At 33.2% G+C, this 19835-nt stretch carries 15 protein-coding genes and 5 tRNA genes; 1 reads left to right on the forward strand and 19 read right to left on the reverse strand.

All coding sequences use genetic code 11. The annotated features are described in order from the left end of the window. The coding region (locus LY08_RS09280) for a hypothetical protein (RefSeq protein WP_146603209.1) at positions 1 to 2210 on the reverse strand (2210 nt) is incomplete at its 3' end. Between the two features lie 391 nt (positions 2211 to 2601). Between LY08_RS09280 and LY08_RS09285 the strand changes: the two genes are divergently transcribed. Further along, on the forward strand, positions 2602 to 4191 hold the full coding sequence (locus LY08_RS09285; protein WP_111660333.1) for a peptide chain release factor 3: 1590 nt from the start codon (positions 2602 to 2604) through the stop codon (positions 4189 to 4191). A 424-nt stretch (positions 4192 to 4615) separates the two neighbouring features. On the opposite strand, the gene LY08_RS09290 is transcribed toward LY08_RS09285, so the two are convergent. The 18 genes from LY08_RS09290 to rpsU form a co-directional block, all read right to left on the reverse strand. Continuing rightward, positions 4616 to 4936, reverse strand: a complete 321-nt coding sequence (locus LY08_RS09290) for a DUF3467 domain-containing protein (RefSeq protein ID WP_111660180.1) — start codon at positions 4934 to 4936, stop codon at positions 4616 to 4618. A gap of 91 nt (positions 4937 to 5027) precedes the next feature. Then, on the reverse strand, positions 5028 to 9329 hold the full coding sequence (gene rpoC, locus LY08_RS09295; protein WP_111660181.1) for a DNA-directed RNA polymerase subunit beta': 4302 nt from the start codon (positions 9327 to 9329) through the stop codon (positions 5028 to 5030). Between the two features lie 67 nt (positions 9330 to 9396). Next, the gene (rpoB, locus tag LY08_RS09300; RefSeq protein ID WP_111660182.1) at positions 9397 to 13209 is read right to left on the reverse strand and encodes a DNA-directed RNA polymerase subunit beta; all 3813 of its coding nucleotides are present in this window, start codon (positions 13207 to 13209) and stop codon (positions 9397 to 9399) included. 125 nt (positions 13210 to 13334) lie between these two features. After that, positions 13335 to 13712, reverse strand: coding sequence for a 50S ribosomal protein L7/L12 (gene rplL / locus LY08_RS09305; RefSeq protein ID WP_111660183.1), 378 nt, complete (start codon positions 13710 to 13712; stop codon positions 13335 to 13337). Between the two features lie 63 nt (positions 13713 to 13775). Further along, positions 13776 to 14297 (reverse strand): 50S ribosomal protein L10, encoded by a 522-nt coding sequence (gene rplJ / locus LY08_RS09310; protein ID WP_111660184.1) that lies wholly within the window; start codon positions 14295 to 14297, stop codon positions 13776 to 13778. Positions 14298 to 14320: 23 nt separating this feature from the next. After that, on the reverse strand, positions 14321 to 15010 hold the full coding sequence (gene rplA, locus LY08_RS09315) for a 50S ribosomal protein L1 (protein ID WP_111660185.1): 690 nt from the start codon (positions 15008 to 15010) through the stop codon (positions 14321 to 14323). Between the two features lie 17 nt (positions 15011 to 15027). Next, on the reverse strand, positions 15028 to 15468 hold the full coding sequence (rplK, locus tag LY08_RS09320; protein WP_028283618.1) for a 50S ribosomal protein L11: 441 nt from the start codon (positions 15466 to 15468) through the stop codon (positions 15028 to 15030). Between the two features lie 72 nt (positions 15469 to 15540). Beyond that, positions 15541 to 16095 (reverse strand): transcription termination/antitermination protein NusG, encoded by a 555-nt coding sequence (nusG, locus tag LY08_RS09325; protein ID WP_111660186.1) that lies wholly within the window; start codon positions 16093 to 16095, stop codon positions 15541 to 15543. 6 nt (positions 16096 to 16101) lie between these two features. After that, positions 16102 to 16296, reverse strand: coding sequence for a preprotein translocase subunit SecE (gene secE / locus LY08_RS09330; RefSeq protein WP_028283620.1), 195 nt, complete (start codon positions 16294 to 16296; stop codon positions 16102 to 16104). Between the two features lie 78 nt (positions 16297 to 16374). Then, a tRNA-Trp gene (locus LY08_RS09335) sits at positions 16375 to 16447 on the reverse strand. A gap of 63 nt (positions 16448 to 16510) precedes the next feature. Further along, positions 16511 to 17698 carry an elongation factor Tu gene (gene tuf / locus LY08_RS09340; RefSeq protein WP_111660187.1) on the reverse strand — a complete coding sequence of 396 codons (1188 nt, stop codon included), beginning with the start codon at positions 17696 to 17698 and terminating at the stop codon, positions 16511 to 16513. 64 nt (positions 17699 to 17762) lie between these two features. After that, positions 17763 to 17834 (reverse strand) — tRNA-Thr (locus LY08_RS09345). 12 nt (positions 17835 to 17846) lie between these two features. Further along, positions 17847 to 17919: transfer RNA gene (locus LY08_RS09350), tRNA-Gly, on the reverse strand. A 46-nt stretch (positions 17920 to 17965) separates the two neighbouring features. Beyond that, positions 17966 to 18047 (reverse strand) — tRNA-Tyr (locus tag LY08_RS09355). A gap of 73 nt (positions 18048 to 18120) precedes the next feature. Next, positions 18121 to 18194 (reverse strand) — tRNA-Thr (locus tag LY08_RS09360). A 100-nt stretch (positions 18195 to 18294) separates the two neighbouring features. Next, positions 18295 to 18597 (reverse strand): ribosome hibernation-promoting factor, HPF/YfiA family, encoded by a 303-nt coding sequence (gene hpf / locus LY08_RS09365; RefSeq protein ID WP_111660188.1) that lies wholly within the window; start codon positions 18595 to 18597, stop codon positions 18295 to 18297. 25 nt (positions 18598 to 18622) lie between these two features. After that, a complete protein-coding gene (locus tag LY08_RS09370) occupies positions 18623 to 19513 on the reverse strand; it encodes a tyrosine-type recombinase/integrase (protein WP_111660189.1) in 891 nt (296 codons plus the stop codon). A 111-nt stretch (positions 19514 to 19624) separates the two neighbouring features. Next, the gene (gene rpsU, locus LY08_RS09375) at positions 19625 to 19819 is read right to left on the reverse strand and encodes a 30S ribosomal protein S21 (protein WP_111660190.1); all 195 of its coding nucleotides are present in this window, start codon (positions 19817 to 19819) and stop codon (positions 19625 to 19627) included. Positions 19820 to 19835 lie beyond the last annotated feature (16 nt).

A 19835-nucleotide genomic window follows, 5' to 3' on the forward strand; every position in this document is an offset into this window, starting at 1 on the left:
GCGGTATCACAATTGGTTGGATTTAAATTCTCACAAATAGTATAATCATAAGTGTATGTTCCTGCTGTGGTTCCTGCTGCTACCGTGATCGTTCCATCTGCATTCATCGTAATGCTTCCGGATGCAGGACTTGGCGCTGTTCCTGGTGTTAAAGTAATATCTGCTGGTACAACTGCTACTCCGTTTAAAGTATCATTACCTAATACGGTTGCGGTTGAGCCTCCAGCAAATCCATTGATTGGACTTGAACTAAAATCATCATCCACTGCATCGATTTGACATTCTGAACCAATTGTAGTATTATCAGTTGAGCTAACATCAGCTTGTCCACCACTAACCAAATTAGGTACACCATTAGCATCTACTCCACCGGTTATCTGGCCAGTAGATCCATCAACTTGTGATATTGTAATTCCAGCATCACCCTCTAGAGCATCAAAACAGCCATCATTATCTGAATCTGTATCTAAATAATCAGGAATATTATCATTATCTGAATCTAAACTTTCACATGAAGACAAAATTAATTCAATACCGTCTCCACCTGTACCAAATAAACCTCCTTGAACAAATTCGACTGTAAAAGTGGAAATTTCTCCATTAATTTGAAGAGAACCTGCAGCTGTACCATCTGCATCTTGCTGGGTACTTTCTGAAGTATGACCTGGATTTGCTGAAGTATTAATACCACTATCTGAAGCTGTATTTCCTGTAACATAAAAATCATCAGTGCTAGTTGTTGACACTTCTGTCCATGTTAATCCTCCTTGTAAAGTTACAATTGCTCCATTTTGAGTTGTGGCACCGTCAGTACCACCTAATCTATCTAAATGAACTATTGGGTTTGTAACAGCAACAGGATTACCTAAGGAATCTTCAAAATTAACTGTTAGTGTACTTCCCCAAGTATATGAGTTTTGTAACGAAGAATCATTAGCTAAATTTTCCGACCAAAAGCTTTGATTGTTAAAATTACCTGAAGTAAAACCAGCAGCATTAGTTGTTGAAACCTGGGCAATTACACCATTACCAAAATCATAAGAAGCTGTAGTCCCTGAAATAGACCAAACTCCTGATTGAGCAGGAGTACATAATCCTTCATTTGTATCTAAAATACCGTCATTATCATCATCTAAATCTGTATCATCATCAATTCCATCACCATCATTGTCAGGTAATACAGTTACATTTGCAAATGCGGTAGAACAATTACTAGGACTAGCTGTTTCACATATTTGATATTCAATAACATATGAACCCGAGGGTGTTCCTGGAGTAACATTTACTTCACCGGTTGAAGTATTTAGAGTAACACCTGCATTATTAGTACTAATTTGAGAAATAGTTACATCAGTGGTAGTTGGCGTGTTTCCTCCTAAGCTATCATTTGATAATACATTTGAAATAGCAACACCTCCAACCCCTTCTACAACTGAACCTGAATCATTACTAGCTTCAATTATTAATACTGAATTTGGGTTTGTAAATGAAATAGGTTCAAACGCAAGTGCAAATTGTCTTGGCGTTGTTGCTATTCCTAAATCTCTTAGAACACCCGCTCTGTATCTAAATGTAGATACAGCAGAATATTCAGTTTTAGCGAGAAATTCAGAATTTGCATTGATACCCGGATTCACTAAGTCTGTTGAAGATTCAAATCTACCAGATGGTATGTAATTTAATTGAGATGGATTGTTAATTGTATATCCACCAAAGTCACTTATGATAACATACTCTCTCATATCTCCATTGTTACCATCAACATCCATTGAATATGCGTCCAATTCTATAATGATTGGTTGAGTGTTGTCAGAATTTAGAACAAATTCAAATAAAAACTCTACATATCCACCATCTGAGGACCCATTTACTATAGTTGCCCCATCAATTTGAACTATAGGATCAAAACTTGACAGACCATTACCTAAATGATCGGCTAAATCATCAAATTGAGTTAAAGATGCTGCTTGGGAAGCAGTAATAGTTACTAGTGCATCTACATTAATACCTCCTCCTGTAGTAGTTACATTTTGGAATCTATATTGAGTTCCAACCGCTAAATTAGTTCCTCCATTTACAATTGTAGGATTTCTAAAATCTAGAGTTTCTTGAGCTGTAGCTGAATTAGAAACAAAAGTTGTTAAAAATAAAAGGAAAAATACTTTAAATAAAAAATTTAATGAATTCGAGAATCGAGTAGAGATTTTCATATTATTTATAGGTAAAATTATTTTATAATCAATTTTTTTAGTAAATATAATAGTTTCTTGTGGTTTAAACCACAACACGAATTTAAATATACTTTTGATGTTTGATAAAGCTCAACATTAAAATGATAAATTTTTCGTTGAAATACCAATTTAAACGTTGAATATTAATTTCTTTAATTAACATAATTTAATATTAAATCATTCAAATCTTAATATATAAATTAGTTTAAATACGAATATATTCGATTATCTGCAATTAACCAACTATTTGAAAGAAAATTCGTTAAAAAAAATTAAATACTTTGAATTAGAATTACTTACGATTTTAAATTACAGTTGGTTTTATTTAAAGATTAGTACCCATAAGTTTATATTTGCACAAATTGTTAAAATGAATTTTTTAGAAGAAATAAAAAGAAGAAGAACGTTTGGGATTATTTCACACCCAGATGCTGGTAAAACGACACTAACAGAAAAATTATTATTATTTGGTGGTGCCATTACTGAAGCAGGTGCTGTAAAAAGTAATAAAATAAAAAAAGGGGCTACAAGTGACTTTATGGAGATTGAGCGTCAACGTGGTATTTCTGTTGCTACCTCTGTATTAGCTTTTGAGTATAATGGTATTAAAATAAATATTTTAGACACACCAGGACACAAGGATTTTGCAGAAGACACTTTTAGAACTTTAACTGCTGTAGATAGTGTTATTGTTGTAATAGATGTTGCAAAAGGTGTAGAGGAACAAACAGAAAAATTAGTAGAAGTCTGTCGTATGCGTAATATACCTATGATTGTGTTTATAAATAAAATGGACAGAGAAGGTAAAGATGCATTTGAATTATTAGATGAAATAGAACAGAAACTTAAATTAACAGTTACCCCTTTAAGTTTCCCAATTGGTATGGGTTATGATTTTAAAGGAATATATAATATTTGGGAGAAAAACATTAATTTATTTAGTGGTGATAGCAGAAAAAACATTGAGGAAACTATTGAAATTAACGATTTAAATTCGGATGAATTAAATAAGTTAGTTGGTGATAATGCTGCAGAAACTCTTCGTGAAGAGTTAGAATTAGTTGATGGTATTTATCCAAGTTTTAATCATGAAGATTATTTGAAAGGTGAATTACAACCTGTATTTTTTGGTTCTGCTTTAAATAGTTTTGGTGTTAGAGAATTATTAGATTGTTTTGTAGAAATAGCTCCTAAACCCAGAGCTAAACAAAGTGAAGAACGTTTGGTAAAACCAGATGAAGATAACTTTTCTGGTTTTGTATTTAAAATTCATGCAAATATGGATCCTAACCATAGAAACAGATTAGCTTTTGTTAAAATTGTTTCTGGTCAGTTTAAACGTAACACACCCTATTTACATGTTAGACATAATAAAAAAGTGAAATTTTCAAGTCCAAATGCTTTTTTTGCTGAAAAAAAAGAAATTGTAGATGTTTCTTATCCTGGTGATATTGTTGGTTTACAAGATACTGGAACTTTTAAAATTGGTGATACACTAACAGAGGGAGAAGTACTTAACTATAAAGGTATCCCAAGTTTTTCTCCTGAGCATTTTAGATATATTAATAATGCAGATCCATTAAAATCTAAACAATTATTTAAAGGTATTGATCAACTAATGGATGAGGGAGTAGCCCAATTATTTACTTTAGAATTAAATGGAAGAAAGGTTATTGGTACAGTTGGTGCACTACAATATGAAGTTATACAGTATAGATTAGAGCATGAATATGGTGCAAAATGTACTTATGAAAATTTAAATGTATACAAAGCATGTTGGGTTGATCCTGAAGATAAAAAAAATGAGGAGTTCAAAGAATTTTTAAGAGTAAAACAACGCTTTTTAGCAAAAGACAAAAGAGGGCAATTAGTATTTTTAGCCGATTCTGCTTTTTCTTTACAAATGACAGAACAAAAATACCCAAGTATTAAATTTCACTACGTTTCTGAGTTTGATTAAACCAAAACTTATTTTAAAGCGATTTAAGAGTGTTTTATGTTTTAACACGAAGAAACATATTGCTTATAAATTATAATTCGTTTTTTAACCATTAAACAAAGTTGAAATTTACTATTACATAAATTTTAATTATAAACATATAAATGTGTTATAACTTTTGATTATAACTTATCTGTTTACAAAAAATGCCTTTTTACAAATTTGTAAAAAGGCATTTTTTTAACTCTAAACTTTGGACTAAAATTTAAGAAAATAGGATCTTGCTCAAAAAATATTTTGAGCACCTACTAAATAATAAATTTTATATTGTTTTTAAGTAATTTGGCTTGACCTGTTGGTCCAAAATTCAAAGGAATTGGAGGCTGTTCAAAAAAAATATTTTGAGCACCTACTAAATAATAAATTTTATATTGTTTTTAAATAATTAGGCTTGACCTGTAGGTCCAAAATTCAAAGGAATTGGAGGTTGCTCATAATCTTTGATTTCACCATGGGCTTTTTCAAATCGTTTTACATTTTCGCCTAAAGCTTTTAACAATCGTTTTGCATGTTGAGGCGTCAAAATAATTCTAGACTTAACTTTACTTTTTGGTGTACCAGGCATTATACTAACAAAATCTACTACAAACTCTGAAACAGAATGATTGATTATTGCTAAATTAGAATAGGTTCCTTCAGCAACTTTTTCGTCTAATTCAATATTTATTTGTCCTTGTTTTGGTTTATTATCTTTATTATCTGCCATGTTTAATTTGTTTTAAACAAAGAATCCTGCATAAACGCAGGATTCTTTAAATTATTTAATAAGAATTTAATGTATGATATTGACTATACAATTAGTTATAATTTACTTCTTGTTTAGCTTTCATCATTTGATCAAACTCTTCTTTAGATCCTACTATGATGCTTTCGTAAGCACGCATTCCTGTTCCTGCTGGAATACGGTGTCCTACTATAACATTTTCTTTAAGACCTTCTAATGTATCTACTTTACCAGCTACTGCTGCTTCGTTTAATACCTTTGTAGTTTCTTGGAAAGACGCTGCAGATATAAACGATTTAGTTTGTAAAGAAGCTCTTGTAATACCTTGTAAGATTGGCGTTGCTGTTGCTGGCTGCGCGTCTCTTGCTACTACAAGTTTTTTATCTTCACGACGTAAGATTGAATTTTCATCTCTTAATTGGAAAGCAGAAATAATCTGTCCCTCTTTTAAGTTAGTAGAATCTCCAGCATCTTCAACTACTTTCATTCCGAAAATTTCATCATTTTCTTCAATAAAATCAGATTTATGAACCAATTGATCTTCTAAGAAGATTGTATCTCCAGAATCAATAATTCTTACCTTACGCATCATTTGTCTTACAACAACCTCAAAGTGCTTATCATTAATTTTCACACCCTGTAAACGATATACTTCTTGTACTTCGTTTACTAAATATTGCTGTACTGCAGATGGTCCTTTAATATTTAAGATATCGTTTGGAGTTACTGATCCATCAGATAAAGGCATACCAGCTTTAATAAAGTCATTTTCTTGTACCAAAATCTGGTTAGATAACTTTACTAAATACTTTTTAACTTCACCTAATTTAGATTCTACAATAATCTCACGATTACCTCTTTTAATTTTACCAAATGACACCACACCATCAATTGCACTAACAACTGCTGGGTTAGAAGGGTTACGCGCTTCAAAAAGCTCTGTTACACGTGGTAAACCTCCTGTAATATCACCTGCTTTTGCAGATTTACGAGGAATCTTAACTAAGATTTTTCCAACCTTAATTTTCTCTCCGTCGTCAATCATGATGTGTGCACCTACTGGTAAGTTGTAAGAACGAATTGCTTCTCCTTTAGCATCTTCAACAATAAGTGTTGGTATTAATTTTTTGTTTCTTGATTCAGAAATTACTTTTTCTTGGAAACCTGTTTGCTCATCAATCTCTACTTGATAAGTAACACCTTGTTCAATATTTTCATATCTTACTTTTCCAGCAAATTCTGAAATAATTACACCGTTATATGGATCCCAAGAACAAACTACATCTCCTGCTTTTAATTCGTCTCCATTTTTAACAAAAATATGAGAACCATAAGGAATGTTATTTGTACTTAAAGTGATGCCTGTTTTCTTATCTACTAATTTAAGTTCTGATGTACGAGAAATCACAACATCTACTGTTTTACCATCGTTATCAGTACCTTTTACAGTTTTTAAGTCTTCAATTTCGGCAATCCCATCAAATTTAACAGCTAATTTATTTTCTTCAGAAATGTTACCTGCAATACCTCCTACGTGGAATGTACGAAGTGTTAACTGTGTACCAGGCTCTCCAATAGATTGCGCTGCTACTACACCAACTGCTTCACCACGTTGTACCATTTTATTAGTGGCTAAGTTACGTCCGTAACATTGTGCACAAATACCTTTTTTAGCTTCACATGATAATGGCGAACGTACTTCTACAGCTTCTACTGGTGAATTTTGAATTCTTGCAGCAACTTCTTCATTAATTAATTGCCCAGCTTCTACTAAAACTTCTTCTGTTAATGGATTGTAGACATCATTTAATGAAACTCTACCAACAATTCTTTCTGCTAAATCTTCAACAACTTCATCATTCTTTTTAAGTGCTGTAACTTCTACACCTCTTAAAGTACCACAATCTTCACTGTTTACAATAACATCTTGAGACACATCTACTAAACGACGTGTTAAGTATCCAGCATCTGCAGTTTTAAGTGCTGTATCGGCAAGTCCTTTACGTGCACCGTGAGTAGAGATAAAGTATTCTAAAATTGAAAGTCCTTCTTTAAAGTTAGAAAGAATTGGGTTTTCAATAATCTCTCCACCACCTGCATTAGATTTTTTAGGCTTTGCCATTAATCCACGCATACCTGTTAACTGACGAATCTGTTCTTTAGATCCACGAGCTCCAGAATCAAGCATCATATATACCGAGTTGAATCCTTGTTGGTCTTCTCTAATACGCTTCATTGACAATTCTGTCAATTCTGCATTGGTAGATGTCCAAATATCAATAACTTGGTTATAACGTTCGTTATTAGTAATAAGTCCCATGTTATAGTTACCAGTAATACCATCAACCTTAGCATTTGCTGCATCAATCATGGATTGCTTTTCTGGTGGAATAATAATATCTCCTAAACTAAATGATAACCCTCCTCTAAATGCGAAATTATATCCTAAAGTTTTTATTTCATCTAAGAAAGCAGCAGTTTCTGGTACACTAGTTACTTTAAGAATATTACCAATAATATCTCTTAAAGATTTTTTAGTTAATACTTGGTTGATATAACCTGCTGCAGCCGGAACTTTTTCGTTAAATAGTACACGTCCTACTGTTGTTTCAATAATCTGTGGTACTAATTCTCCAGCCTCATTAAAGTCCATTGTTCTAACTTTAATTCCTGCGTTTAATTCTACTTTCTTTTCGTTGTAAGCAATAGTTACTTCTTCTGCAGAATAGAAAGTTAAACCTTCACCTTTTACAGGCACCTCATTTGTAGATAATCTGTGCTTAGTCATATAATATAGACCAAGTACCATATCCTGAGAAGGTACTGTTACTGGAGATCCGTTTGCTGGATTTAATATATTATGAGAGGCTAACATTAAAAGCTGAGCTTCTAATATTGCTTCTGGTCCTAAAGGTAAGTGAACCGCCATCTGGTCACCATCAAAATCGGCATTAAATGCAGTACACACTAATGGGTGTAACTGGATTGCTTTACCTTCAATTAATTTAGGTTGGAAGGCTTGTATACCAAGTCTGTGTAATGTAGGAGCACGATTTAAAAGTACTGGATGTCCTTTTAAAACATTTTCTAAAATATCCCAAACTACTGGTTCTCTTTTATCTATAATTTTCTTAGCAGACTTAACTGTTTTTACAATACCTCTTTCAATTAATTTTCTAATTACAAAAGGCTTATAAAGTTCTGCAGCCATATTTTTTGGTAAACCACACTCAAACAACTTCAATTCTGGTCCTACAACAATTACAGAACGTGCAGAATAGTCAACACGCTTACCAAGTAAGTTTTGACGGAAACGTCCTTGCTTACCTTTTAATGAGTCTGATAATGATTTTAATGGTCTGTTAGAGTCTGTTTTTACAGCAGATGATTTACGTGTATTATCAAATAATGAATCCACAGATTCTTGTAACATACGTTTTTCATTACGTAAAATAACCTCTGGTGCTTTTATCTCCACTAATCGCTTTAAACGGTTGTTACGGATAATTACACGACGGTATAAATCATTTAAATCTGAAGTTGCAAAACGTCCACCATCTAAAGGCACTAATGGTCTTAATTCTGGTGGAATAATTGGCACTACCTTCATAATCATCCATTCTGGACGATTTTCTCTATTTTGATTAGACTCACGTAATGCTTCAACAACTTGTAGACGTTTTAAAGCTTCTGTTTTACGTTGTTTAGACGTTTCAGTATTAGCTTTATGACGTAATTCGTATGATAAAGCATCTAAGTCTATTCTTGACAATAGATCTATAAGACATTCTGCTCCCATTTTAGCGATAAACTTATTTGGATCAGAATCTTCTAAATATTGATTATCCTGTGGAAGTGTTTCTAATATATTTAAATACTCTTCCTCAGTTAAAAAGTCCATTTTTTGTAATGGTTCTCCTTCTTCATTTTTAGCATTACCTGGTTGAATTACTACGTAACGTTCGTAGTAAATAATCATATCTAATTTTTTAGATGGTAATCCTAATAAATATCCTATTTTGTTTGGTAACGAACGGAAGTACCAAATATGTGCTACAGGTACAACTAAATTAATGTGTCCAACTCTGTCACGACGTACTTTCTTTTCTGTTACTTCTACTCCACAACGGTCACAAACGATACCTTTGTATCGAATACGCTTATATTTACCACAAGCACACTCATAGTCCTTTACAGGACCAAAAATACGCTCACAGAATAAACCATCACGTTCTGGTTTATGTGTACGATAATTGATAGTTTCTGGCTTTAACACTTCACCTCTAGACTCTGCTAAAATAGACTCTGGTGATGCTAACCCAATAGAGATTTTATTAAATCTCTGTACTGTATTCTTATCTTGTTTTTTTGCCATAATTCTTATAGTGTTCAGTTTGTAAAGCAGTTTTAATATAATTTAAAACTGCTTGACTCACTTAAAATTATTCTTCTAATCTAATGTCTAATCCTAATCCTTTCAATTCGTGCATAAGTACGTTGAACGATTCTGGTAATCCTGGTTCTGGCATTGGCTCTCCCTTAACGATTGCTTCGTAAGTTTTAGCTCTACCTACTACGTCATCAGATTTTACAGTTAAGATTTCTCTTAAAGTACTTGACGCTCCATAAGCCTCAAGTGCCCAAACTTCCATCTCACCAAAACGCTGACCTCCAAATTGTGCTTTACCACCTAAAGGTTGTTGTGTAATTAATGAGTATGGTCCAATAGAACGTGCGTGCATCTTATCATCTACCATATGCCCTAATTTAAGCATGTAGATAACTCCAACGGTTGCAGGTTGATCAAATCTATCTCCAGTTCCACCATCATATAGATACGTATGACCATATCTTGGTATTCCAGCTTCATCAGTTAATTCATTAATCTGATCTATGGTAGCACCATCAAAGATTGGAGTAGCAAATGTGCGACCTAAATCTTGTCCAGCCCATCCTAAAACAGTTTCGTAAATCTGTCCAATGTTCATACGAGATGGTACACCTAATGGGTTTAATACAATATCAACCGGAGTTCCATCTTCTAAGAAAGGCATATCTTCTTGACGAACAATACGTGCAACAATACCTTTGTTACCATGTCGTCCTGCCATCTTATCACCTACTTTTAACTTACGTTTTTTAGCAATGTATACTTTAGCTAATTTGATGATTCCTGCAGGTAATTCATCTCCTACAGATATTGTAAACTTCTCACGTCTTAAAGATCCTTGTAAGTCGTTTTCCTTAATCTTATAATTATGAATTAAATCTGCAACTAATTTATTAGTATGCTCATCCGTAGTCCAAGTACCTCCTGTTAAGTGCGTATAATCATCAACTGCATTTAACATTTTTAAAGTGAATTTTTTACCTTTTGGTAATACTTCTTCACCTAAATCATTATAAATACCTTGTGATGTTTTTCCGTTAACTATAGCAAAAAGCTTTTCAACTAATACAGCTTGTAATTCGTCAAACTTAGTGTAATATAGATTTTCTAATTTAGCTATATCCTCTTTATCTTGTGCTCTTTTACGTTTATCTTTTACAGCTCTAGAGAATAATTTTTTGTTAATTACAACTCCATGTAAAGAAGGAGACGCTTTTAATGATGCATCTTTAACATCACCAGCTTTATCTCCGAAGATAGCACGTAAAAGTTTTTCTTCTGGTGTTGGATCAGATTCTCCTTTAGGTGTAATCTTACCAATTAATATATCACCAGGTTTAACTTCTGCACCAATTCGAATCATTCCATTTTCATCAAGGTCTTTTGTTGCCTCTTCAGAAACATTTGGAATATCGTTAGTCAATTCTTCGTTTCCTAATTTAGTATCTCTTACATCTAAAGAGTACTCATCTATATGAATAGAAGTAAATATGTCTTCACGTACAACTTTTTCAGAAATCACAATTGCATCCTCAAAGTTATAACCCTTCCAAGGCATAAAGGCAACTTTCATGTTTCTACCTAAAGCTAGCTCTCCTTTTTGGGTTGCATAACCTTCTGATAAAACTTGACCTTTAACTACTTTATCTCCTTTTTTAACAATAGGTTTTAAGTTGATAGAAGTTCCTTGGTTTGTTTTTCTAAACTTCACTAAAGGATAGGTCTTAACATCACTATCAAAACTAACTTTAGCTTCATCTTCTGTACGTTCGTATTTAATTACAATCTCATTTGCATCAACATATTGTACTACTCCATCTCCTTCTGCATTAATTAATACACGAGAATCTGAAGCTACTTGACGCTCTAATCCAGTTCCAACAATAGGAGCTTGAGGACGTAATAATGGTACCGCTTGACGCATCATGTTTGATCCCATCAATGCACGGTTGGCATCATCATGCTCTAAGAATGGAATTAAAGATGCTGAAATCGATGAAATTTGGTTTGGTGCTACATCTGTATAATGAATCTCTTTAGGGTCCATTACAGGGAAATCACCTTCCATACGAGCAATTACCTTGTCGTGTAAAATTTTTCCTTTATCATCAACTTCTACAGTTGCTTGCGCAATTAATTTATCTTCTTCTTCTTCAGCACTTAAATAAATTGGCTCTCCTTTAATATCTACAACACCTTTTTCTACTTTTCTATAAGGCGTTTCAATGAATCCCATTGAATTTACCTTAGCGTAAACTGATAATGAAGAAATTAATCCAATGTTTGGTCCTTCAGGTGTTTCAATTGGACACAGTCTTCCGTAGTGTGTATAGTGAACATCACGAACCTCGAAACCTGCTCTTTCTCTAGATAAACCTCCAGGTCCTAATGCAGATAAACGACGTTTGTGAGTAATCTCTGCTAATGGATTGGTTTGATCCATAAATTGAGATAACTGGTTTGTACCAAAAAACGAATTAATAACAGACGATAAGGTCTTCGCATTAATTAAATCAATTGGTGTAAACACTTCGTTATCACGAACGTTCATACGCTCACGAATAGTACGAGCCATACGGGCTAAACCAACACCAAATTGAGAAGATAACTGCTCACCTACTGTACGAACACGACGGTTAGATAAGTGGTCAATATCATCAATCTCTGCTTTAGAGTTAATTAACTCAATTAAATATTTAATTATGGTAATGATATCTTCTTTGGTAAGCACTTGCTTATCCATACCAATATCTAATCCTAATTTTTTATTCATTCTGTAACGACCTACTTCACCAAGAGAGTAACGTTGGTCACTAAAGAATAATTTGTCAATTATACCACGTGCTGTTTCCTCATCTGGCGGTTCAGCATTACGTAATTGACGGTAAATATGTTCTACTGCTTCTTTTTCTGAGTTTGTAGGATCTTTTTGAAGCGTATTATGTATAATAGCATAATCTCCTTGTTGTGCACTTTCTTTGTGTAAAAGAATAGTCTTCACGTCAATTTCAAGGATTTCTTCTATATTATCTTTATCTAATTCTGTATCACGGTCTAATACAATTTCGTTACGCTCTATAGATACTACTTCTCCAGTATCCTCATCTACGAAATCTTCATGCCAAGTATTTAATACACGAGCAGCAAGTTTACGACCGATTACTTTTTTAAGTCCAGATTTTGACACTTTAACTTCTTCAGCTAAGTCAAAAATCTCTAAAATATCTTTATCTCGCTCAAATCCAATAGCTCTAAAAAGAGTAGTTACAGGTAACTTTTTCTTTCTATCGATGTATGCATACATCACTTGGTTAATATCTGTAGCGAATTCTATCCATGATCCTTTAAAAGGAATAACTCTAGCTGAATATAATTTGGTTCCATTTGCATGGAATGATTGACCAAAAAATACACCTGGAGATCTATGTAATTGAGAGACTACTACACGTTCTGCACCATTGATACAAAACGTACCAGAAGGTGTCATGTAAGGTATAGTTCCTAAGTACACATCTTGGACAATGGTCTCGAAATCCTCATGTTCAGGGTCTGTACAATATAACTTTAACCTTGCTTTTAGCGGAACGCTATAGGTTAGTCCTCTTTCAATACACTCTTCTATGGTATATCTTGGTGGATCAATAAAGTAATCTAAAAATTCTAATACGAATTGATTACGTGTGTCTGTAATTGGAAAGTTTTCCATGAAGGTATTGTATAAACCTTCATCACCTCTTTCTTCAGATTTTGTTTCTAACTGGAAAAAATCCTGGAAGGATTTAATCTGAATATCCATGAAATCTGGGTATTCTGTTCTATTAATAATAGACGAGAAATTTAATCTTTCAGCTTGTGTTACTAACATCAATGGACGAAATTTTGATTAAAAAAAATGTGATTGTATATAGCTAATGACTATATACGACAAATGGTTTAGGTCGAAAAGCGCTTGCTTCAGACCTAAACCTTTGTAAAAATTATTGAGTAAGCTTACTTAAGCTCAACCTCTGCTCCAGCTTCTTCTAATGAAGTTTTTAAGCCTTCAGCTTCGTCTTTAGAAACTCCTTCTTTGATTGCACTTGGTGCATCATCAACTAAACCTTTAGCTTCTTTTAATCCTAAACCAGTTAATTCTTTAACTAATTTTACAACAGCTAACTTAGCGCTACCTGCTGATTTTAAAATTACATCAAATTCAGTTTGAGCTTCTGCAGCGTCACCACCAGCAGCAGCACCTCCAGCAGCAACTGCTACAGCAGCAGCAGCAGGCTCGATACCATACTCATCTTTTAAAATAGTAGCTAACTCGTTTACTTCTTTTACCGTAAGGTTAACTAATTGTTCTGCGAAATCTTTTAAATCTGCCATTTTTCTATCGTTTTAATAATTTTTTAATTTAATATATAATTGTAAAAGTGCGTACTTTTTAAATTATCCCTCTTTTTGAGATAATGTTTTTAAGATACCTGAAAGTTTTCCACCACTAGATTTAAGAGCTGAAACAACGTTTTTAGCTGGAGATTGTAATAATCCAACGATTTCTCCAATTAACTCTTCTCTAGACTTGATGTCTACTAACATATCTAACTGATCGTCTCCTAAGTAAATAGCTTCTTCAATAAAAGCACCTTTTAAAAGAGGCTTTTCTGATTTTTTTCTAAAAGCTTTAATTACTTTAGCTGGAGCGTTTCCAGTTTCAGAATACATCACAGATGTATTTCCTTTAAGTGTTGATGGTAATGCTCCAAAGTCTCTTTCTGAAGCTTCCATTGCTTTTTCAAGTAATGTATTTTTAACTACTGCTAATTTCACATCAGCTTTAAAACAAGCACGACGTAAATCTGAAGTAGCACCTGCATTTAAACCAGAAATATCTGCGATGTAGATATTTGAATTATCAGCTAATTGTGCAGTTAAGTCTTTAATTACTTGTGATTTTTCTTCTCTTGTCATAATAATATAAAGTGTTTAACTACTTAACCTATTTTAGTATCTACAGCAATACTAGGACTCATTGTACTTGACATATAAATGCTCTTTACATAAACTCCTTTTGATGCAGTTGGTTTAAGTTTCATTATAGTTGTTAATAATTCGTTTGCATTACCTTCAATTTTATCAGCACTGAAAGATGCTTTACCTATAGATGCATGTACTATACCTGTTTTATCAACTTTAAAGTCGATTTTACCAGCTTTTACTTCTGTTACAGCTTTTGCTACATCCATAGTTACCGTTCCTGTTTTAGGGTTAGGCATTAAACCACGAGGACCTAATACACGTCCTAAAGGACCTAATTTACCCATAACACTAGGCATAGTGATAATTACATCTACATCAGTCCAACCACTCTTGATTTTATCAAGGTATTCGTCTAATCCAACGTAATCTGCACCAGCTTCTTTAGCTTCTGCTTCTTTATCTGGAGTTACTAAAGCTAAAACTTTAGTGTCTTTACCAGTTCCGTGAGGAAGAGATACTACACCTCTTACCATTTGATTAGCTTTTCTTGGGTCAACCCCTAAACGAATTGCTAAATCCACAGATGCGTCAAATTTGGTATTAGTAATTTCTTTTACTAATTCTGAAGCTTCTTTTAAAGAATATACTTTATCCTTTTCTATTTTAGCTACAGCTTCTTTTTGTTTTCTTGTTAATCTTGCCATTTTAAAATCTTTTTAGGTTAATTTGGTGCGTCTCCACCTTTAACAGTTATACCCATAGATCTTGCAGTACCAGCAATCATTTTCATTGCAGAGTCTAATGTAAATGCATTTAAATCTACCATTTTATCTTCTGCAATAGTTTTGATTTGATCCCAAGAAACTTTTGCTACTTTTTTCACGTGTGGTTCACCTGAACCCTTTTTTACTTTGGCCGCTTCTAATAATTGAACCGCTGCAGGTGGTGTCTTAATTACAAAGTCAAATGATTTGTCTTTGTAAACAGATATCACAACTGGTAATACTTTACCAGCTTTATCTTGGGTTCTAGCATTAAATTGCTTACAGAACTCCATGATGTTTACTCCAGCAGCACCTAAAGCGGGTCCAACCGGTGGCGACGGATTCGCTGCACCTCCCCTTACTTGTAGTTTAACTACTTTTCCTAATTCTTTTGCCATTTTGAATAATTTAGTTTTGTGTTCTTATTAAGTGGAAGCCTAAAGGAACACTTATCTCTAGTGTAACAATTATTAAATTTTTTCTACTTGCATATAACTTAATTCTAATGGTGTTTTTCTTCCAAAAATTTTAACCATTACTTCAAGCTTACGTTTTTCTTCATTGATATTTTCAATAGTACCATCAAATCCATTAAACGGACCATCAATCACTTTAACAGTTTCTCCCTTTGTAAACGGAATTGCAACATTAACATCTGCATCTACTGATAACTCATCTACTTTACCAAGCATTCTATTAACTTCAGATTGTCTTAATGGTAAAGGATCTCCTCCTTTTGTTGCTCCTAAAAAACCGATTACATTAGTAATTGATTTGATAATATGAGGGATTTCTCCGGTTAAATTTGCCTTTATCATAATATAACCGCTGAAGTAAACTTTTTCTTTGTTTACTTTTTTACCGTTTCTTATCTGAACTACTTTTTCTGTAGGCACTAAAACTTGCTCTACATAATCTTGTAGACCCAGTCTAGCTATTTCATTTTCGATATAGGTCTTAATTTTATTTTCTTGACCACTTACCGCTCTAACTACATACCATTTTTTTTCTCCTACTTCAGCCATAATGTTTTATCCTATAAGATTAAAGTATAAACTAATTACCTTACTAAAAACGGTATCAATTCCCCAAATAGCTAAAGAAAAAATAATTGAAAAAACAGCCACAAGGATAGTTAAACTTTGCGCTTCAGACCAAGGAGTCCAAGTTACATTATTTTTTAACTCACCAAATGATTCTTTTATATAGTTTACTATTCCAGCCATATTATTTTATTTAATGTCTTCACAATGAGCGGACAACTTATTATTTACTAACAAGAGATAAACACTTGTTAAACATTGCACGGGTTGAGAGACTCGAACTCCCGACACCTGGTTTTGGAGACCAGTGCTCTACCAACTGAGCTAAACCCGTAAATATAAATCAAGGCGCTTCGAAAAACGAAGCACCTTAATTCTATATTTATTAAACTATAATTTAGTCTAAAATCTCAGTTACCTGACCAGCCCCAACTGTTCTACCACCTTCACGAATCGCGAAACGTAGTCCAACATTCATTGCAATTGGTTGGATTAACTCAACAGTAATAGTTAAGTTATCACCAGGCATTACCATCTCTACTCCAGAAGGAAGCGCAATGTTTCCTGTTACGTCAGTTGTACGTACGTAGAACTGTGGACGGTAGTTATTATGGAATGGAGTGTGACGTCCACCTTCTTCTTTTTTAAGAATATAAACCTCAGCTTTAAATTTAGCGTGTGGTGTTACAGATCCTGGCTTAGTAATTACCATACCTCTAGAGATTTGAGATTTCTCAATACCTCTTAATAAGATACCAGCGTTATCACCAGCTTCACCTCTATCTAATATTTGACGGAACATTTCAATTCCTGTAATAGTAGAAGTTAATTTCTCAGCACCCATACCGATAATTTCAACAGGGTCTCCTGTGTTAGCTACACCAGTTTCAATACGACCAGTTGCAACAGTTCCACGACCTGTAATTGAGAATACATCTTCAATTGGCATTAAGAAAGGCTTATCCATATCACGAACAGGCTCTTCAATCCAGTTATCAACTGCTTCCATTAATTCCATTACAGTATCAACCCACTTTTGCTCACCATTTAAGGCACCTAAAGCAGATCCAGAAACAACAGGTCCGTTATCACCATCGTACTCATAGAACGATAATAATTCTCTAACCTCCATATCTACTAACTCTAATAACTCTTCATCATCAACCATATCCACTTTATTTAAGAATACTACTATTCTTGGGATACCAACCTGACGCCCTAATAAGATATGCTCACGAGTTTGTGGCATTGGACCATCTGTTGCAGCTACCACTAAAATAGCACCATCCATTTGAGCAGCACCAGTTACCATGTTTTTTACGTAATCGGCGTGACCTGGACAATCTACGTGTGCATAGTGACGGTTAGCTGTTTGATATTCTACGTGTGAAGTATTAATAGTAATACCTCTTTCTTTTTCTTCAGGAGCGTTATCGATAGTATCGAAATCTCTTGCTTCTGATAAACCTGCATCAGCTAATACTTTAGTAATAGCAGCAGTTAAAGTTGTTTTACCGTGATCTACGTGTCCAATTGTACCTATATTTAAGTGTGGTTTTGAACGATCGAAAGTTGCCTTTGCCATGTTTTAATAATTTAATCTTAGTTATATAATAATATTAGTGTATTCAAAATTTATCTTTAAAAAGAGCCAATGACGGGATTTGAACCCGTGACCTCTTCCTTACCAAGGAAACGCTCTACCCCTGAGCTACACCGGCTTAAATAATTAGAGCGAGAGACCGGGTTCGAACCGGCGACATTCAGCTTGGAAGGCTGACGCTCTACCAACTGAGCTACTCTCGCAATTATTTAAAATCCTTTAATGTTTAAAATATCTTTTAAAAAAAAGTGGGGAGAGCAGGATTCGAACCTGCGAAGACGTAGTCAGCAGATTTACAGTCTGCCCTCGTTGGCCGCTTGAGTATCTCCCCAATTTTAAACTTTTCACTCTAATAAAGAACTTATAAAGTCAAATTAAAATAAATCAATTTTTCCTTATTTAAGAGCCGATGGAGGGACTCGAACCCACGACCTGCTGATTACAAATCAGCTGCTCTAGCCAGCTGAGCTACATCGGCTTTTTACTGCAATTTTTAGTTATAAAAAAAGCCCGCTATTTCTAACGGACTGCAAATGTAAATATTTATTTATTTATTCAAAACATTTTTTCAAAATATTTTAAAATTTTTCTCTTAATTTTTGTTTTCGCTTTTTTAATTGCCTTTCTAGAGACGCTACAGCTACATCAACTCCCTCTTCAAAAGACTTACAATGTTTTTTTACAATTAAACTATCACCTGGAACATTTAGCTTGGCTTCAAATATTTTATTTAGTTTATCACTTCTTTTTTCAACTTTTAAATAGACTTCAGATTGTATTACTTTATCATAAAACAATTCTAATTTATTCATTCTTTTTTGAATGAAGTCTAATAGTTTTGGATCTGCGTTAAAATTAACTGCTTGGGTGTTTACCTTCATACTTTAGATTTTTGTGGTTAAACATTTATTTTTTGTTCCTTGGATGTGCTTTAGCATATACTTTTTTTAACTCTGCTATACTATTATGTGTATAAACTTGAGTAGCTGCTAAACTTGAATGCCCTAATAATTCTTTAACAGCATTTAGCTCGGCACCTTGATTTAAGAGGTGTGTTGCAAAAGAATGCCTTAGTATATGTGGGCTTTTTTTTACCTTACTGGAAGCTATACTAAAATAATCATTTATTATTCTGTACACAAGAGTTTCATAAATTTTAACGCCTTTTTTGGTTAGAAACAAATACTCTTTATCTGAAATGTTTTCTAATTGATTTCTTTGAATTAAATAACTAGTAATACTTTCTGTCACTAATTTTAACAAAGGAATGACACGTTCTTTATTTCTTTTACCTAAGATTTTAATTGTTTTATTTTCTAAATCGACATCTTTTAATTTGATGTTTATAAGTTCTATACGTCTTATTCCTGTAGAATAAAATAGCTCTATGATTAGTTTATTTCTTAAGCCTTCAAAAGATTGATTATGATTTATTTGATCTAGTACGTTAGCAACTTCTTGTTCTGAAAATGGAATTTGTACTTTTTTACTTGTTTTAAGCGCTTTGTGTTTGACAAGAGGATTGGTTTTTATTTCTTCAATTTTCAATAAAAATTTGAAAAAACTATTTAAAGCAGATATCTTTCTGTTTATACTTCTATTTGTTATTTTTTTTTCTACCAAACTGACTATCCAAGTTCTAATTTGCGGATAGTTGACTTCATTTATAGTATTATGTTGGTTTTCTTCATTTAGAAAATCTAGAAACGATTGAATATCTTTTTTATAGGCGTTTACTGTTAGCTCTGAATATTTTTTTTCGAGTAGCAAATAATCTAAAAAAGCTTTAAGCAGCATGAATTTTTGTTTCTAATAAGTTATGTATAAATATACTATTTTGAAATGGATTAGTAGTAAAACAAAAATCCCACTAAAACTAGTGGGATTTTAAATGTATAGAATCTACAATTAGATTGCTTCTTGATCTTTTAAGTGTTGCACATACTGAGCTTTTTGAATCTTAGCTCTTTTCTCTACAGAGGGTTTTGTAAATTGTTTACGACCATGTAATGCTTTACGTGTTCCAGTTTTATCAAACTTGCGTTTGTAACGTTTTAACGCTCTTTCTATATTTTCTCCGTCCTTTAATGGAATTATTAACATAGTGTCTTAACCTCCT

This window comes from Olleya aquimaris, from assembly GCF_003259525.1.
GTDB lineage: Bacteria > Bacteroidota > Bacteroidia > Flavobacteriales > Flavobacteriaceae > Olleya > Olleya aquimaris.

Bases quoted from the DNA above. Each gene is read 5' to 3' on its own strand.
- LY08_RS09285 (WP_111660333.1), top strand. From the start codon at position 2,602: ATGAATTTTTTAGAAGAAATAAAAAGAAGAAGAACGTTTGGGATTATT.
- LY08_RS09290 (WP_111660180.1), bottom strand. From the start codon at position 4,936: ATGGCAGATAATAAAGATAATAAACCAAAACAAGGACAAATAAATATT.
- rpoC (WP_111660181.1), bottom strand. From the start codon at position 9,329: ATGGCAAAAAAACAAGATAAGAATACAGTACAGAGATTTAATAAAATC.
- rpoB (WP_111660182.1), bottom strand. From the start codon at position 13,209: ATGTTAGTAACACAAGCTGAAAGATTAAATTTCTCGTCTATTATTAAT.
- rplL (WP_111660183.1), bottom strand. From the start codon at position 13,712: ATGGCAGATTTAAAAGATTTCGCAGAACAATTAGTTAACCTTACGGTA.
- rplJ (WP_111660184.1), bottom strand. From the start codon at position 14,297: ATGACAAGAGAAGAAAAATCACAAGTAATTAAAGACTTAACTGCACAA.
- rplA (WP_111660185.1), bottom strand. From the start codon at position 15,010: ATGGCAAGATTAACAAGAAAACAAAAAGAAGCTGTAGCTAAAATAGAA.
- rplK (WP_028283618.1), bottom strand. From the start codon at position 15,468: ATGGCAAAAGAATTAGGAAAAGTAGTTAAACTACAAGTAAGGGGAGGT.
- nusG (WP_111660186.1), bottom strand. From the start codon at position 16,095: ATGGCTGAAGTAGGAGAAAAAAAATGGTATGTAGTTAGAGCGGTAAGT.
- secE (WP_028283620.1), bottom strand. From the start codon at position 16,296: ATGGCTGGAATAGTAAACTATATAAAAGAATCATTTGGTGAGTTAAAA.
- tuf (WP_111660187.1), bottom strand. From the start codon at position 17,698: ATGGCAAAGGCAACTTTCGATCGTTCAAAACCACACTTAAATATAGGT.
- hpf (WP_111660188.1), bottom strand. From the start codon at position 18,597: ATGAAGGTAAACACCCAAGCAGTTAATTTTAACGCAGATCCAAAACTA.
- LY08_RS09370 (WP_111660189.1), bottom strand. From the start codon at position 19,513: ATGCTGCTTAAAGCTTTTTTAGATTATTTGCTACTCGAAAAAAAATAT.
- rpsU (WP_111660190.1), bottom strand. From the start codon at position 19,819: ATGTTAATAATTCCATTAAAGGACGGAGAAAATATAGAAAGAGCGTTA.